This window comes from Paraburkholderia sp. HP33-1 (assembly GCF_021390595.1).
Taxonomy (GTDB): Bacteria; Pseudomonadota; Gammaproteobacteria; order Burkholderiales; family Burkholderiaceae; genus Paraburkholderia.
In genome coordinates this window covers 2,763,015-2,778,216 of sequence record NZ_JAJEJR010000001.1, presented here as the reverse complement: position 1 = coordinate 2,778,216, position 15,202 = coordinate 2,763,015, and the positions used below count along the sequence as shown (strand labels likewise).

14 protein-coding genes are annotated in these 15,202 nt (G+C 63.4%); 8 read left to right on the top strand and 6 right to left on the bottom strand.

Features of this window, described 5'->3' with window-relative positions:
* Positions 1–11: 11 nt before the first annotated feature.
* A complete protein-coding gene (locus tag L0U81_RS12680; RefSeq protein ID WP_233803137.1) occupies positions 12–1,121 on the top strand; it encodes an ABC transporter ATP-binding protein in 1,110 nt (369 codons plus the stop codon).
* 71 nt (positions 1,122–1,192) lie between these two features.
* Here L0U81_RS12680 and L0U81_RS12675 read toward each other — a convergent pair whose 3' ends face one another.
* The 3 genes from L0U81_RS12675 to dalD form a co-directional block, all read right to left on the bottom strand.
* The gene (locus L0U81_RS12675) at positions 1,193–2,140 is read right to left on the bottom strand and encodes a sugar-binding transcriptional regulator (protein ID WP_233803135.1); all 948 of its coding nucleotides are present in this window, start codon (positions 2,138–2,140) and stop codon (positions 1,193–1,195) included.
* An 88-nt stretch (positions 2,141–2,228) separates the two neighbouring features.
* Positions 2,229–3,710, bottom strand: coding sequence for a xylulokinase (gene xylB, locus L0U81_RS12670; protein ID WP_233803133.1), 1,482 nt, complete (start codon positions 3,708–3,710; stop codon positions 2,229–2,231).
* 67 nt (positions 3,711–3,777) lie between these two features.
* Positions 3,778–5,199 carry a D-arabinitol 4-dehydrogenase gene (dalD, locus tag L0U81_RS12665; RefSeq protein ID WP_233803131.1) on the bottom strand — a complete coding sequence of 474 codons (1,422 nt, stop codon included), beginning with the start codon at positions 5,197–5,199 and terminating at the stop codon, positions 3,778–3,780.
* A gap of 379 nt (positions 5,200–5,578) precedes the next feature.
* Between dalD and L0U81_RS12660 the strand changes: the two genes are divergently transcribed.
* From L0U81_RS12660 to L0U81_RS12630, 7 genes are all read left to right on the top strand, one after another.
* Positions 5,579–6,556 carry an AraC family transcriptional regulator gene (locus tag L0U81_RS12660; RefSeq protein WP_233803129.1) on the top strand — a complete coding sequence of 326 codons (978 nt, stop codon included), beginning with the start codon at positions 5,579–5,581 and terminating at the stop codon, positions 6,554–6,556.
* A gap of 139 nt (positions 6,557–6,695) precedes the next feature.
* The gene (locus L0U81_RS12655) at positions 6,696–7,616 is read left to right on the top strand and encodes a substrate-binding domain-containing protein (protein WP_442793419.1); all 921 of its coding nucleotides are present in this window, start codon (positions 6,696–6,698) and stop codon (positions 7,614–7,616) included.
* A gap of 62 nt (positions 7,617–7,678) precedes the next feature.
* Positions 7,679–9,199, top strand: a complete 1,521-nt coding sequence (locus L0U81_RS12650; protein ID WP_233803125.1) for a sugar ABC transporter ATP-binding protein — start codon at positions 7,679–7,681, stop codon at positions 9,197–9,199.
* Complete coding sequence (locus tag L0U81_RS12645; protein WP_233803123.1) at positions 9,186–10,193, top strand: ABC transporter permease; 1,008 nt, start codon at positions 9,186–9,188, stop codon at positions 10,191–10,193. The genes L0U81_RS12650 and L0U81_RS12645 overlap by 14 nt, the downstream gene beginning before the upstream one ends.
* A 40-nt stretch (positions 10,194–10,233) precedes the next feature.
* Positions 10,234–11,322: an alcohol dehydrogenase catalytic domain-containing protein gene (locus tag L0U81_RS12640; RefSeq protein WP_233803121.1), complete on the top strand. Its 1,089-nt coding sequence runs from the start codon at positions 10,234–10,236 to the stop codon at positions 11,320–11,322.
* Between the two features lie 31 nt (positions 11,323–11,353).
* Positions 11,354–12,898, top strand: coding sequence for an FGGY-family carbohydrate kinase (locus tag L0U81_RS12635; RefSeq protein WP_233803119.1), 1,545 nt, complete (start codon positions 11,354–11,356; stop codon positions 12,896–12,898).
* Entirely contained in the window at positions 12,895–13,632 is a 738-nt protein-coding gene (locus L0U81_RS12630) for an SDR family oxidoreductase (RefSeq protein WP_233803117.1), read from the top strand. Before L0U81_RS12635 ends, L0U81_RS12630 begins: the two co-directional genes overlap by 4 nt.
* Positions 13,633–13,687: 55 nt before the next feature.
* On the opposite strand, the gene L0U81_RS12625 is transcribed toward L0U81_RS12630, so the two are convergent.
* The 3 genes from L0U81_RS12625 to L0U81_RS12615 form a co-directional block, all read right to left on the bottom strand.
* Positions 13,688–13,969 (bottom strand): contact-dependent growth inhibition system immunity protein, encoded by a 282-nt coding sequence (locus L0U81_RS12625; protein ID WP_233803115.1) that lies wholly within the window; start codon positions 13,967–13,969, stop codon positions 13,688–13,690.
* A gap of 79 nt (positions 13,970–14,048) precedes the next feature.
* The gene (locus L0U81_RS12620) at positions 14,049–14,333 is read right to left on the bottom strand and encodes a contact-dependent growth inhibition system immunity protein (RefSeq protein ID WP_233803113.1); all 285 of its coding nucleotides are present in this window, start codon (positions 14,331–14,333) and stop codon (positions 14,049–14,051) included.
* 20 nt (positions 14,334–14,353) lie between these two features.
* Positions 14,354–15,184, bottom strand: a complete 831-nt coding sequence (locus L0U81_RS12615; RefSeq protein WP_233803111.1) for an RNase A-like domain-containing protein — start codon at positions 15,182–15,184, stop codon at positions 14,354–14,356.
* Between the last annotated feature and the right edge of the window lie 18 nt (positions 15,185–15,202).

The window sequence follows — 15,202 nt, the reverse complement described above, 5'->3', positions numbered from 1 at the left end:
GGAGACACATCATGGCAAGCGTAACCTTGCGCAACATCAGAAAGGCCTACGACGAGAACGAAGTGATGCGCGACATCAATCTCGACATCGCGGATGGCGAATTCGTCGTGTTCGTGGGCCCAAGCGGTTGCGGCAAATCGACCCTGATGCGGATGATCGCGGGCCTCGAAGACATCACGGGCGGCGATCTGAACATCGACGCCGTGCGCATGAACGACGTGCCGCCGGCCAAGCGCGGCATCGCGATGGTGTTCCAGTCGTACGCGCTGTATCCGCACATGACGCTGTACGACAACATGGCGTTTGGCCTGAAGCTCGCCGGTGCGAAGAAGCCGGAGATCGACGCGGCGGTGCGCAATGCAGCGAAGATTCTGCACATCGACCACCTGCTCGATCGCAAGCCGAAGCAGCTATCGGGCGGCCAGCGTCAGCGCGTCGCGATCGGCCGCGCGATTACCCGCAAGCCGAAGGTGTTCCTGTTCGACGAACCGTTGTCGAATCTCGACGCCGCGCTACGCGTGAAGATGCGCCTCGAATTCGCGCGCCTGCACGACGAGCTGAAGACGACGATGATCTACGTGACGCATGACCAGGTCGAGGCGATGACTTTGGCCGACAAGATCGTCGTGCTGTCGGCGGGCAACCTGGAGCAGGTCGGCAGCCCGACGATGCTGTATCACGCGCCGGCGAACCGCTTCGTCGCCGGCTTCATTGGCTCGCCGAAGATGAACTTCATGGAAGGCGTCGTGCAGTCGGTATCGCGCGACGGCGTCGCGGTGCGCTATGAGACCGGCGAGACTCAGCGCGTATTGGTCGAGCCTGGCGTGGCGAAGCAGGGCGACAAGGTGACGGTCGGCATCCGACCTGAGCATCTGCACGTCAGCGCGACCGAGGACGGCATCGAGGCACGCACGATGACGGTCGAATCGCTCGGCGATGCCGCTTATCTGTACGCGGAGTCGAGCGTCGCGCCCGATGGCCTGATCGCGCGGATTCCGCCGCTCGAGCGGCATGCCAAGGGCAACACGCAGAAGCTCGGCGCGACGCCCGAGCATTGTCATCTGTTCGACAGTGATGGCAGGGCGTTCCAGCGCAAGATCGTCGAGGTGCTCGCGGCTTGATGAAGCAAAGCGGCGCCAGGGCGCCGCTTTGCTTTTGCTACGAAGTTACTCTATGAGCATGCAGCCGCGGCTCACGCCTCCAACGCCGCCCGCGCACACGACTCGTCGGTCACGAGCCCCGACAGCCAGCCGCCCTTGAGCACCGCAATCAGCGCCTCGCGCTTGCGCTGCCCGCCCGCGAAGCCGATGGTCGGCCGGCGCGGCGGCGTGTCGAGCGCGATGCTGGTCACGCGCCGGCCGGTCGGCGATTCGACGTGCGCGCCGGCCGCATCGATCGGCAGGCCGAGCATTTCGGCGACCGCGCCGTTTTGCATCAGCTCCTCCACCTCGCCATCCGTGATGAAGCCGTCCTCGTGCAACGGGCAGGTCATGCCGATGTTGCCGATGCCGACGAATGCGACATCGGCCTGCGCGGACAGCGACTCGACGATCCGGTACAGCCGGTGATTGCACCACTGCGCACGCTCTGCCTCGCTATCGGCGAGCAGCGGCGCGGGCAGCAGAAAATGCTTGCCGCCGGTCTTCTCGGAAATGTGCAGCGCGACGTCATAGCGGTTCGAGGAGCCGTCCGAGGCGATCGCCCCGACCATCGATACCAGCCGATGCTGCGGACGGTCTAGCTGCGCGATCTGATCGACCGCGGCTTTCAGCGTGCGGCCGCTGCTGACCGCGACGACCATCGGCTTTTCCGCGGTCAGATAGCGCTCCATCACCTGTGCGCCGGCCACCGCGAGCTTGCGGTCGAGTTCCTCGGGCGTATCGCCGTCGATCGGCACGATCTCGCACAGGCTGAGACCGTAGCGCTTCGACAGCTGATCGGCGAGCGATAGGCAATCAGCGAGCTTGTGATCGACCCGCACACGGATCAGGTTCTTTTCGACTGCGAACGCGACGAGCCGCTGCGCGACCGGCCGCGACACCTGCAGCTTCTCGGCGATTTCGTTCTGGGTATTGCCCGCGACGTAGTAAAGCCACGCGGCGCGCGTGGCGAGATCGAGTTTTTCTGTGGACCTGGGCACGATGAGGTTTCGCTCGGGTTTTGCTTGAATGTGCCGATGATAGCGGCTGGCCTGCGCGTCTACCGCGCAGGCCAGCAGCGCTTGACGCTCAGGCGAGCGGCGCGCGCGCGGGATCGAACAGCGGCCGTACGTGGCGATACAACGCGCGATACGCTTCGAGGCGCGTGCGCAATTGCGCGTGCCGACGCGGATTCGGCGTGAACTCCTTTTCGACGGGCGGCTTGGTCAGCACGGTGGCGGGATCGCCACCCGCGGCGAGCCAGCCGAGGCGCGCCGCGCCGAGCGCCGCGCCGGTTTCGCCGCCGCCGTGCTTGACCGTGACGGTGTCGAGCGCGTCGGCGAGCAGCTGGGCCCAGTAGTCGCTACGTGCGCCGCCGCCGAGCAGCGACAGCACCTTCGCCTCGGTGCCGGCCGCGCGCAGTGCGTCGAGGCCGTCGGTCAGCGCGAGCGTCACGCCTTCGAGCACCGCGTAGCCGAGCAGCGCGCGATCGGTCGCGTGAGTCATGCCGAAAAACACACCTTGCGCGTACGGGTCGTTATGCGGCGTGCGCTCTCCCGACAGATACGGCAAAAAGAGCGGCGCGGTAGTCAAGGCGTCGGCGGGCAGCGCCTCGATTTCAGCGAGCAGCGTCGGCTCGTCGGTCGAGGTGAGCTTGCAGACCCAGCGCAGACAGCTCGCCGCCGACAGCACCACGCTCATCTGATGCCAGCGGTCCGGGATCGCATGACAGAAAGCGTGCACGGCGGAGGCCGGGTTCGGCCGGAAGCTGTCGCCGACCACGCACAGCACGCCCGACGTGCCCAATGATACGAAGCCGTCGCCCGGCTGCGTCGCGCCGATGCCGATTGCGCTGGTCGCGTTGTCGCCGCCGCCGGCCGCGACGATCACGTTCTCGCTGAGGCCGAATTCACGCGCGACTTCCGGCAGCAGCGTGCCGGCCGGCGCGCTGCCTTCGCGCAGCGCCGGCATTTGCGCGCGCGTCATGTTGCAGGCAGCAAGCAACGAATCCGACCAGTCGCGTTTTGCGACGTCGAGCCACAGCGTGCCGGCCGCATCCGAGGGATCAGACACCTTGCCGCCCGTCAGTTGCAGACGCAGATAGTCTTTCGGCAGCAGCACGCAGGCCGTTCTCGCGAAAATGTCCGGCTCGTGATGCGCGACCCACAGCAGCTTCGGCGCGGTGAAACCGGGCATCGCCAGATTGCCGGCCACGCGGTGCAGCTCCGGCGCGCGCTCGGTGAGCTCCGCGCATTCCTTGTCGCTGCGCATGTCGTTCCACAGGATCGCGGGCCGCAGCACGCGGTTATCCGCGTCGAGCAGCACCGCGCCGTGCATCTGCCCAGACAGGCCGATGCCGCGAATCTGCGCGAACTCGTCGGGATGGCGCGCGCGCAAGGCGGCGAGCGCCGCGCGCGTGCCTGCCCACCAGTCTTCGGGATTCTGCTCGGACCAGCGCTGATGCGGACGCGAAACCGTGAACGGTGAGCCGGCCGTGCCGATCACGCGGCCGTCGGAGGCGAGCAGCAGAACTTTCACTTCGGACGTGCCGAGGTCGATGCCTAGGTACATGGGAGCGAAACCTTCGTCGTTGGGGATGCGCTACTTTAGCCGGACATCGCGCGCGCTGTCATGCGCATTAAGCCTGGCTCGTTGCACCGCGTTTTGCGAGCCATGCGTCCACACGCGCGAGCGCGCCGGCAAGCGCCGCTTCGAGCTCGGCTGTCTGCGCCATGCCGCCCCACAGCAGCCGGTCGGCCGCGAACGCGCGCAGCGGATCGGGCGCTGTGAAGAAACCGTGTGCGACGCGCTCGTCCATTACGCCATCCTGATACGCGTACGGCAGCTTGCCCTTGTGCCAGCGTTCGAGAAAGCGGAAGAACAGCGCGGGCAGAATCGCGGTCGCTGCCGGCGTCGCTCCGCGCTCGAAGCATTCGGCCAGGGTCGGCGCGATGAAGCCGGGCAGCTTCGAGAAGCCATCGGCGGCGACGCGCTGGTTCGTGTCGAGGATATGCGGGTTGCTGAAGCGCTCGAGCACGACATCGCGATAGCGTTCGAGATCGAGCGGACTTGGCAACAGACACGGGATCACGTCGTCGGTCACGTAGTCGTACGCGAACTGGCGGATGTCGGCGTCGAGCGCGCCTTCGTGGATGTAGTTCAGGCCGACCAGCGTGCCTGCCCACGCGATGCAGCTATGCGTCGCGTTGAGGATGCGGATCTTCGCTTCCTCATACGGCAGCACGGAATCCACGAGTTCCGCGCCGACCTTCTCCCAGGCCGGCCGCCCCGCGATGAAGCGGTCCTCGATGACCCACTGGATGAACGCCTCGCCCATCACGGGACACGCGTCGTCGACGCCGGTCGCGGCCTTCACGCGCTCGCGCACGTCGGGCGTCGGACGCGGCGTGATGCGATCGACCATCGAGCATGGGCACGACGTGTAGTCGTCGAACCATTGCGCGAGTTCGTTCGCGCCGCGCCGTTCGAGAAACTCGCTCATGCCCGCATGAAAGCGCTCGCCGTTGCTGCGCAGGTTGTCGCAGCTCTGCAGCGTGACGGGGCCCGCGCCGCGCTTCACGCGCGCGTCGAGAATCGCCGCGAGCGCGCCGTAGATGGTCGTGTGGGCGCCGGCGAGGTCAGCGGCGAGGTCGGGATTCGCGGTGTCGAGCCGGTCGTGCTCGTCGAGGTAATAGCCGCCTTCGGTCACGGTGAACGCGATGATCTTGCAGGCTGGATCGGCACCCGCTTCGATCAGTCCGTCGAGGCTTTCGCTCCACGGCAGCACGCGCTCGATCGAGCGGATCGTCTCGTACGCGCGCTCGCCGTGCGGCGTGACGGTTTCGAGCGTGTAGACGCCGTTCTGCGCGGCGAGCGCTTCGAGCACCGGGTTCATGTCGCTGCGGATATTGCCGACGGTCAGAGACCAGTGCGGCTCGCTGGCCGCCCTCGCTGCGTTGAGGCGATGCAGATACCACGCCTGATGTGCGCGATGGAACGATCCCGCGCCGATGTGCAGGATCACGTGTGCGGCCGCGCCGCTGCCTTGCCCGCTGTCCATGTTTGTCTCCGAAAAACCTGATCGCAGCGCTCGGGGCGCGCTTTTTCTGCGTACAGAGCATTTGCTCTGTATGTGAGCGAATGATCGTACCCGGACAGGTGAAAGTCAAGGCAAGGGCACGGGGTTTTCGTGGCGCAGCGCGGCATGCGGGATGCGAGGGGTGCAATGACAAGTGCCGGAGGGCGGAAAAGCCGCCGCACCATTCATATTGCATTGCATCAAATTTGACCTATCGCGCGTCGGGACTAACCCGAGTGCAAAAAAGTATCGGTCCGCGGTCGCTTTTTAAGTGGCCGCCCAGTCGTTTGGCGGTTATTTTTCGCTTATACAAGATCAAGATCGGCGACGCCTCTCGCGTGCCGCTTCATGGAGGCAGACAGTGCAACCTGATCTCGAAATCGTGGCTGTCCGCCACGACGAATCGTTCAAAGTGTGGTCGCATGGCTATCCGTATCGCACGGTACGCTGGCACTTTCATCCGGAGTACGAGATCCACCTGATCGTCGCGACCACCGGCAAGATGTTCGTCGGCGATCACATCGGCAGTTTCGCGCCGGGCAATCTCGTGCTGATGGGGCCGAACCTGCCGCACAACTGGGTCAGCGATGTGCCTGAAGGCGAGAGCGTCGCGCAGCGCAATCTGGTCGTGCAGTTCGGTCAGGAGTTCGTATCGAACTGTCTCGAGAGCTTTCCCGAGTGGCGTCAGGTCGAGGCGATGCTCGCCGATGCGCGACGCGGCCTGTCGTTCGGCACGCAGACTTCGGCGCAGATCAAGCCGCTCTTTCTCGAATTGCTCGCGGCGCGCGGTCTGCGCCGGCTCGTGCTGTTCATGTCGATGCTCGAGATCCTGATGAACGCGCCGGATCGCGACACGCTCGCGAGTCCCGCGTATCAGGCTGATCCGACCAGCTTCGCGGCAACCCGCATCAATCACGTGCTCGCGTATATCGGCAAGAACTTCGCGAACGAGTTGCGTGAGTCGGAGCTCGCACAACTTGCCGGTCAGAGCGTCAGCGCGTTTTCGCGTTATTTCCGCCGCCATACCGGGCTGCCGTTCGTGCAGTACGTGAACCGCATGCGCATCAATCTCGCTTGCCAGTTGTTGACCGATGGCGAACTGAGCGTGACCGACATCTGCTTCAAGGCGGGCTTTAACAACCTGTCGAATTTCAACCGGCAGTTTCTCGCGATGAAGGGCATGGCGCCGTCGACGTTTCGCCGTTATCAGCAACTGAACGACGCGAGCCGCGATGCTTCGGAGCAAGCGGCCGCGCACGGCAGGGGCATCGACAACGCGCCGGCGATCGTGCTCGCGCCGGGTTTGCCTCGTAGCGGCGTCGCGTATCCGGTCACATAGTGCCCGCTCAGTAGTCCACTCGCGTTTCACCACGCATCGATCGCGCTGTGCGCTCACAGCGCGAGGGGCGTGCTCACTTCAAAGAATGGAGACAACCATGAAGTCATCTGCTTTTTCGCTTAACCCGATGCCCGCTTCAATGACGTTCGCGCGCCGCGTCGCTGCGCTCGGGTTCGGCTTGTCGCTCGTCGCTATCCAGGCCGCGCAGACTGCGCAGGCCGCGCCGCTGAAAATCGGCATGACGTTCCAGGAACTGAACAACCCGTACTTCGTGACGATGCAAAAAGCGCTGAACGACGCAGCCGCGTCGACCGGCGCGACGGTCGTCGTCACCGACGCGCATCACGATGTCAGCAAGCAGGTCAGCGACGTCGAAGACATGCTGCAAAAGAAGATCGACATCCTGCTGGTCAATCCGACCGACTCGACCGGCATCCAGTCGGCGGTCACGTCGGCGAAGAAAGCGGGTGTGGTGGTCGTCGCGGTCGACGCGAACGCGAACGGTCCGGTCGATTCGTTCGTCGGCTCGAAGAACTACGATGCGGGCGTGATGGCCTGCGACTACCTCGCGAAGTCGATCGGCGGCAGCGGCGAGGTGGCGATTCTCGACGGCATTCCGGTCGTGCCGATTCTCGAACGCGTGCGCGGCTGCAAGGCGGCGCTCGCGAAATCGCCGGGCGTGAAGCTCGTCGATACGCAGAACGGCAAGCAGGAACGCGCGACCGCGTTGTCCGTCACCGAGAACATGATTCAGGCCCATCCGAACCTGAAGGGCGTGTTCAGCGTGAACGACGGCGGCGCGATGGGCGCGCTCTCGGCGATCGAATCGTCGGGTAAGGACATCAAGCTCACGAGCGTGGACGGTGCGCCCGAAGCGATCGCCGCGATCCAGAAGCCGAATTCGAAATTCGTCGAGACGTCAGCGCAATTTCCGGCCGATCAGGTGCGGATCGCGCTGGGCATCGCGCTCGCGAAGAAGTGGGGCGCCAATGTGCCGAAAGCGATTCCGGTCGACGTGAAGATGATCGACAGGAGCAACGCGAAGGGCTTCAGCTGGTAACGCGAGAGCAGGCCGCCGCGGGCGGGGATCATGCGCGGCGGCGCGCGGCAGAGGAACACGCGATGGACACGATTCTGAAGCTCGACAACATCAGCAAGAGCTTTCCCGGTGTGAAGGCGTTGCAAGGCATTCACCTCGAGATCGCGCGCGGCGAGATTCATGCGCTGCTCGGCGAGAACGGCGCGGGCAAGTCGACGCTGATGAAGATTCTGTGCGGCATCTATCAGCCTGACGAAGGCACGATCACACTCGACGGCGAGCCACGCCACTTCGCGAACTATCACGACGCGGTGGCTGCGGGCGTCGGCATTGTGTTTCAGGAGTTCAGCCTGATTCCGTATCTGAACGCGGTGGAGAACATGTTTCTCGGCCGCGAATTGCGCAACCGCATCGGCCTGCTCGAACGCGGCAGGATGCGGCACGCGGCTGCGGAGATTTTCGCGCGGCTCGGTGTAACGATCGATCTGTCGGTGCCGATCAGGGAACTGTCGGTCGCGCAGCAGCAGTTCGTCGAAATCGGCAAGGCGTTGTCGCTCGATGCGCGCGTGCTGATCCTCGACGAACCGACCGCGACACTGACGCCCGCCGAGGCCGCGCATCTGTTTGCGATCATGCGCGAGCTCAAGCAGCAGGGCGTCGCGATGATCTTTATCTCGCACCACCTCGAAGAGATTTTCGAAGTGTGCGACCGCATCACGGTGCTGCGCGACGGCCAGTACGTCGGCATGACCGAGGTCGCGCAATCCGACGTGAGCCGGCTCGTGCAGATGATGGTGGGCCGCCGCATCGAAAGCAGCTTTCCGCCGAAGCCGGCGCCGCGCGCGGACGCGAAGATCGTGCTCGACGTCGTGCGCCTGCAGCGGTTCAAGGACAGCCCTGAGCTGAGCTTCACGCTGCGCGAAGGCGAGATTCTCGGCTTCGCGGGACTCGTCGGTTCGGGGCGCACCGAGACCGCGCTCGCGGTGATCGGCGCGGACCCCGCGTACGTGAAGGAGATTCGCGTGAACGGCGCGGCCGCGAAGCTTGCCGATCCGGCCGATGCGTTGCGCGCGGGCGTCGGCATTCTGCCCGAGAGCCGCAAGACCGAAGGGCTGATTACCGACTTCTCGATCAAGCAGAACATCTCGATCAACAACCTCGGCAAGTATCGCTCGCTGCGCTTTTTTATCGACCAGCGCAGCGAGGCGCGCGCGACCGCCGACATCATGAAGCGCGTCGGCGTGAAGGCGCCGACGATGCACACCGAAGTCGCGACGCTCTCGGGCGGCAATCAGCAGAAGGTCGTGATTGCGCGTTGGCTCAATCACCACACCAACATCTTGATCTTCGACGAGCCGACGCGGGGCATCGACGTCGGCGCGAAGGCCGAAATCTATCTGCTGATGCGCGAACTGACCGCGCGCGGCTACTCGATCATCATGATTTCATCCGAATTGCCGGAGATCGTCGGCATGTGCGATCGCGTCGCCGTGTTCCGCCAGGGCCGCATCGAAGTATTGCTCGAAGGCGACGCGATCGAATCGAACGCCGTGATGACGTATGCGACCGCCGGGTCGTCTGGAGCTGCTCATGAACATGCCTAATCCGTCTTCCTCGCCGAAAACTTCGAGCGTCGGCGGTGACACGCCAGGTGCGCCGGTGAGTTTCACCTGGGCTGCGCTGAAACGCTCGACGCTGTTCTATCCGTTCATCGGCCTGCTGGTCGTCTGCGTCGTGATGGTGTTCGCGAGCGATAGCTTCCTGTCCGCCGCGAACATCGAGAACGTGCTGCGCCAGGTGTCGATCAACGCGATCATCGCGGTCGGCATGACCTGCGTGATCCTGACGGGCGGTATCGATCTGTCGGTCGGCTCGGTGATGGCGCTCGCGGGCACGCTGTCGGCCGGGCTGATGGTCGCCGGCCTGAATGCGGTGGCCGCGCTGGCGGTCGGCATCGCGGTCGGCCTCGGCTTCGGCGCGGCCAACGGTTTCTTCGTCGCGTTCGCCGGCATGCCGCCGATCATCGTCACGCTCGCGACGATGGGGATTGCGCGCGGTCTCGCGCTGATCTACACGGGCGGCTATCCGATCGATGGCCTGCCCGAGTGGGTCAGCTTCTTCGGCAGCGGCAAGATTCTCGGCATCCAGGCGCCGGTCGTGATCATGGCGGTGATCTATCTGATCGCGTGGGTGCTGCTCGAACGCATGCCGTTTGGCCGCTACGTGTATGCGATCGGCGGCAACGAGCAGGCGACGCGATTGTCAGGTGTGCGCGTCGCACGCGTGAAGCTGATCGTCTACACGATCGCCGGGTTGACGTCCGCGTTCGCCGCGATCGTGCTGACCGCGCGTCTGATGAGCGGTCAGCCGAACGCGGGCGTCGGCTTCGAACTCGACGCGATCGCCGCCGTCGTGATGGGCGGCACATCGATTTCCGGTGGACGCGGTTCGATCATCGGCACGCTGATCGGTGCGTTATTACTCGGCGTGCTGAACAACGGCCTGAACATGGTTGGCGTGAATCCTTACGTGCAGAACGTGATCAAGGGCGGAATCATTCTGCTCGCGATCTATATCAGCCGCGACCGTAGAAAGTAGTGCTCTCTTCCTCACAACCCTCTTTTCGCAGGACCCTGCAATGACGACTCAATCCGATAAGCAGAACATGACGGCGATCGTCTGTCATGCACCAAGAGACTATCGCGTCGAACAGGTAAAGAAGCCGCGCGCCCGCGCGCATGAACTCGTGATCCGCATTGCCGCATGCGGCATTTGCGCGAGCGACTGCAAATGCCATTCGGGCGCGAAGATGTTCTGGGGCGGCCCGAGCCCGTGGGTCAAGGCACCGGTGATTCCGGGCCACGAGTTCTTCGGCTATGTCGAGGAACTCGGCGAGGGCGCGGCCGAGCATTTCGGCGTGAAGAAGGGCGAGCGCGTGATCGCCGAGCAGATCGTGCCGTGCGGCAAGTGCCGTTATTGCAAATCCGGTCAGTACTGGATGTGCGAAGTGCACAACATCTTCGGCTTTCAGCGCGAAGTCGCAGACGGCGGCATGGCCGAGTACATGCGCATTCCGCCGACTGCGATCGTCCACACGATTCCCGACGGCATCTCGCTCGAAGACGCCGCGATCATCGAGCCGCTCGCCTGCGCGATTCATACGGTCAATCGCGGCGATCTGCAACTGGACGACGTCGTCGTGATCGCGGGGGCGGGGCCGCTCGGTTTGATGATGACGCAGGTCGCGCATCTGAAGACACCGAAGAAGCTCGTCGTGATCGATCTCGTCGAAGAACGGCTCGACCTTGCGCGCGAATATGGCGCGGACGTGGCGATCAATCCGAAGCAGCAGGACGCGCTCGCGATCATCCATTCACTGACAGACGGATACGGCTGCGACGTCTATATTGAAACGACCGGCGCGCCGATCGGCGTGAACCAGGGCATGGACCTGATCCGCAAGCTCGGGCGCTTCGTCGAATTCTCTGTGTTCGGCGCGGATACGACGCTCGACTGGTCGGTGATCGGCGATCGCAAGGAGCTCGACGTGCGTGGTGCGCATCTTGGACCCTATTGCTATCCGATCGCGATCGATCTGCTCGCGCGCGGGCTCGTTACGTCGAAGGGCATCGTCACGCACGGCTTTTCGTTGGAAGAATGGGACGAAGCGATCAGGATCGCGAACTCGCTCGACTCGATCAAGGTGCTGATGAAGCCGCGCGCGTGAATCACGTACGTGGCTTTTCAACGGAGACTCTATGAACTACGTGATCGGCGTCGATATCGGCACTCAGAGCACGAAGGCGTTGCTGGTCGACGCGCACGGCGCGATCGTCGCGCAGCATGCCTCGGCTTATAAGCCCGATACGCCGAAGCCGTTGTGGGCCGAGCAGTGGCCCGCGGTGTGGCTGAAGGCGGTCGTCGAGTGCGTCGCCGCGTGCGTCAGCGACGCGAAGGAGGCCGGCATTGAGCCTGGCTCGATCAAGGCGCTGTGCGTGAGCAGCCTGTACGGCGGCTCGGGCATTCCGGTCGACTCCGACATGCGGCCGCTCGCGCCGTGCCTGATCTGGATGGACCGGCGCGCGACCGTGCAGGTCGACTGGGTGCGTGAGAACGTCGATCTCGCACGGCTCTATACGATCACTGGCAACGGCGTCGATAGCTACTACGGCTACACGAAGATGCTGTGGCTGCGCGAGAACGAGCCAGACGTCTGGGCGCATACGCGCTTTTTCCTGCCGCCGAATGCGTACGTGATCTACAGGCTGACCGGCGAGGTCGCCGTCGATCACAGTTCGGCCGGCAATATCGGCGGCGTCTACGATATCGCGCGGCGCGACTGGTCCGACGAAGCGCTCGACATGCTCGGCATTCCCGCGACGATGATGCCGGAGCGGCTCGTCGAATCGTCGGAGGTGGTGGGCGGGCTGCTGTCGCAATGGACCGGGCAGCTCGGGCTGGAAGCGGGCACGGCGATCGTGGCGGGCGGCGTCGATGCCGCGATGGCGACGTTCGCGGCCGGCGTCACGCGTGCGGGGCAGCACGTCGCGATGATCGGCACGAGCATGTGCTGGGGCTACATCAATCAGCGAGTCGACGCGCGGCACGGCTTGATCAGCATGCCGCACGTTTTCAACGGGCAACACGATATCTACGTGTTCGGCGGCGCGATCACTGCGGGTGCGTCCGTCACGTGGTATCGCGAGCAGTTCTGTCATGCGGAGATCGAGGCGGCGCGAGTGATGCCGCATGGCGATCCGCATCGGTTGCTCGAAGAAGCGGCCGCGCAAGTGCCGGCCGGTGCCGATGGCGTGCTGTTCCTGCCGTATTTGATGGGCGAGCGCAGTCCGGTATGGGATGCGAAAGCGAGCGGCGCGTTCGTCGGATTGTCGCTGTTTCATACGCGAGCGCATCTATATCGAGCGGTGCTCGAAGGCGTGTCGTTTGCGCTCAAGCACAACATCGAGGCGGGGCGCAAAGGAGCCCAATCGCTCGATGAGAGGCTGATCGTGGTGGGCGGCGCCGCGCATTCAGACTTGTGGATGCAGATCATCGCCGACGTCACCGGTTATCCGGTCTACACGATCGAGCAGGACGTCGAGGCCGCGATGGGGGCCGCGCTGCTCGCCGCGCTCGGGGTCGGACTCGTGTCGCGCGAAGCGGCGCAAGGCGGCTGGGTCACACTCGTCGAGCGCGCACAGCCTGACGCACAGCGCATGGCGTTATACGAACAGCGTTTTGGCGTATATACGGATCTCTATCCGGCGTTGAAGCCGGTCATGCATCGCTTGCAATCATCATGAACGCCACTTTCGATTTTTCCGGCCGCTCGATTCTGGTGACGGGCGCCTCCAGCGGCATCGGCCGCGCGACGGTCGAGGCGCTGTGCGCGAGCGGCGCGTCGGTCGTCGCGGCCGCGCGCAACGTGAACGAGCTTGCGCGGCTCGCCGAGGAAACCGGCTGCGAGCCGTTGATGCTCGACATCAGCGACGAAGCGGCGATCGACGAAGCATTCGCCTCGCTCGCACCGTTCGATGGTCTCGTGAATTGCGCGGGCATCGCGTTGCTCGAACGCGCGGTGGATACGACGGCCGCGAGCTTCGATCGCGTGATGGCGGTGAATACGCGCGGCGCGGTGCTGGTCGCGAAGCACGTCGCGCGCGGCATGCTCGACGCGGGGCGCGCGGGCAGCATCGTCAACGTGTCGAGCCAGGCCGCGCTCGTCGCGCTCGACGATCATCTGAGCTATTCGGCCTCGAAGGCCGCGCTCGATGCGGTCACACGCGCGCTGTGCATCGAGCTGGGGCCGCACGGGATTCGCGTGAACAGCGTGAACCCGACGGTCACGCTGACGCCGATGGCGGTGCAGGCCTGGAGCGATCCCGTCAAACGCGATCCCGCTTTACAGGCGATTCCGCTCAGGCGCTTCGCCGAATCAGACGAGGTCGCCGCGCCGATTCTGTTTCTGTTGAGCGACGCGGCGTCGATGATCAGCGGGGTGTGTCTGCCGATCGATGGGGGTTACACCGCGCGGTAGAGGGTGTCCGGCGCTGTCGGTGTGGGGCCGTCCGGTGGGAGGAATCGAAGGCTACTCAACTCAGAAGAAGACGCTTAATCTCGTCAAGAAAAGATTCGGTCGTGTGACCCCACAGCGTCGGATCGAACTGCCTGCCAAAATTTTCCTCAAAGGCTGTGTCAAGATTTCCGGCGTGATCTCTCTTGAACCGGTCTATGTCGGCCACCTTCGCGTTGATCATTTCTGGGGTGCATTCGCTTGCACAAGCCTGGACCAACTCTTTAATCGTGTCTCCCCAGTAGTCGGAATCTTCATTGAAGTAGACACCGATCAATTGATCCAGACCGTCGTATCTCATGTATCGATATTCACTCGAAATCAGTACACGGAAGCCCTACCAACCGACCGGGTGGCCGTCCGGTGCGAGGAAAGTCAGGCTACTGACTCAGAAGCAGACGCCTAAGCTTGTCGAGAAAAGCCTCAGTGGTCTGCTCCCACGCCGTTGGATCGCACTGGTAGCCAAATTCCTCCTCGAAGGCCGCGTCAAGATTTCCAGCATGATCGCTCTTGAATAGGTCTATCTCGGCCACCGTTGCGCGAATCTCTTCCGGTGTGCATTCGCATGTAAAGGACAAAACCAATTCTTCAATTGTGTTTCCAAACAAGTCGAAATCTTCATGGAAGCGGCCACAGATCAATTGATACAAATTTTCGTATCTCATATATCAATATCCATTCGAAATCAGCGTTCGACCATAGCCGTAATAATGTAGTACGGCATCCCGTTATACGGCCCGTACTTCAAGATGATCTTCACGTTGCTGCTATCCACCAACGTGTCGGTCTTCCTGACCAATGCATAACCTACATTTCTTCCAACGTTCTTTTCCAGCGTCAGAGTTCGCTTTGGTGATTTTGTCCATGCCCGAATTTTTAAGGTATTTGCAAGCATCGTTTCCGATATAGCCCATTCCGCTGCCTCAAGATTTACGAAAGACGATACTACGGTCCTTTCCGGCTCCAGCCTTAGCCTCTCCCGCAACTGCGCTTCAGTCCGTCCGACGTGTTTCAAAATCGTATGTCCACCAATCCGGCTGCCCGCCTTCGCCTCATGCATGTGCAGGTTGATCCGGCCGATCGTGATGCGCGCGGCGCGGGCCGCCCTGATCGAGACAGCAAAGCCGAATGGCACGGCGATGTCGAGCGACAGGCCGATATTGTTCGCCATGTCGGGGCTCGCCTTCATCGCTTTAGCGAGTTTCGTCGTGCCCTGCTGGGTCAACGTGGCTGTGTCCTGACCCGTCCAGACCTGCCGCAGGCCTGCCGCCGCCGAGTCCGAGCCATGTACCCCGAACACGACACACGCGGCTTTGCTCGCCATGGTCGGCTCCGGCAAAACGCATAGCGCACCCGCACCGACCATTTCCAGCACGCCGCCGACGATCTGTAACCCGCCCCAAAGGCGGTTGGAAAGCATCTCCGACTGGCTGATCGACTGGCGGGATAGCACGGCCGCGAGTTGCGGAGCACTCAGTACAACCTTCACTCCTTCGATGTTATCGGCACCGGGCATATCGAAACCCTCTAATGT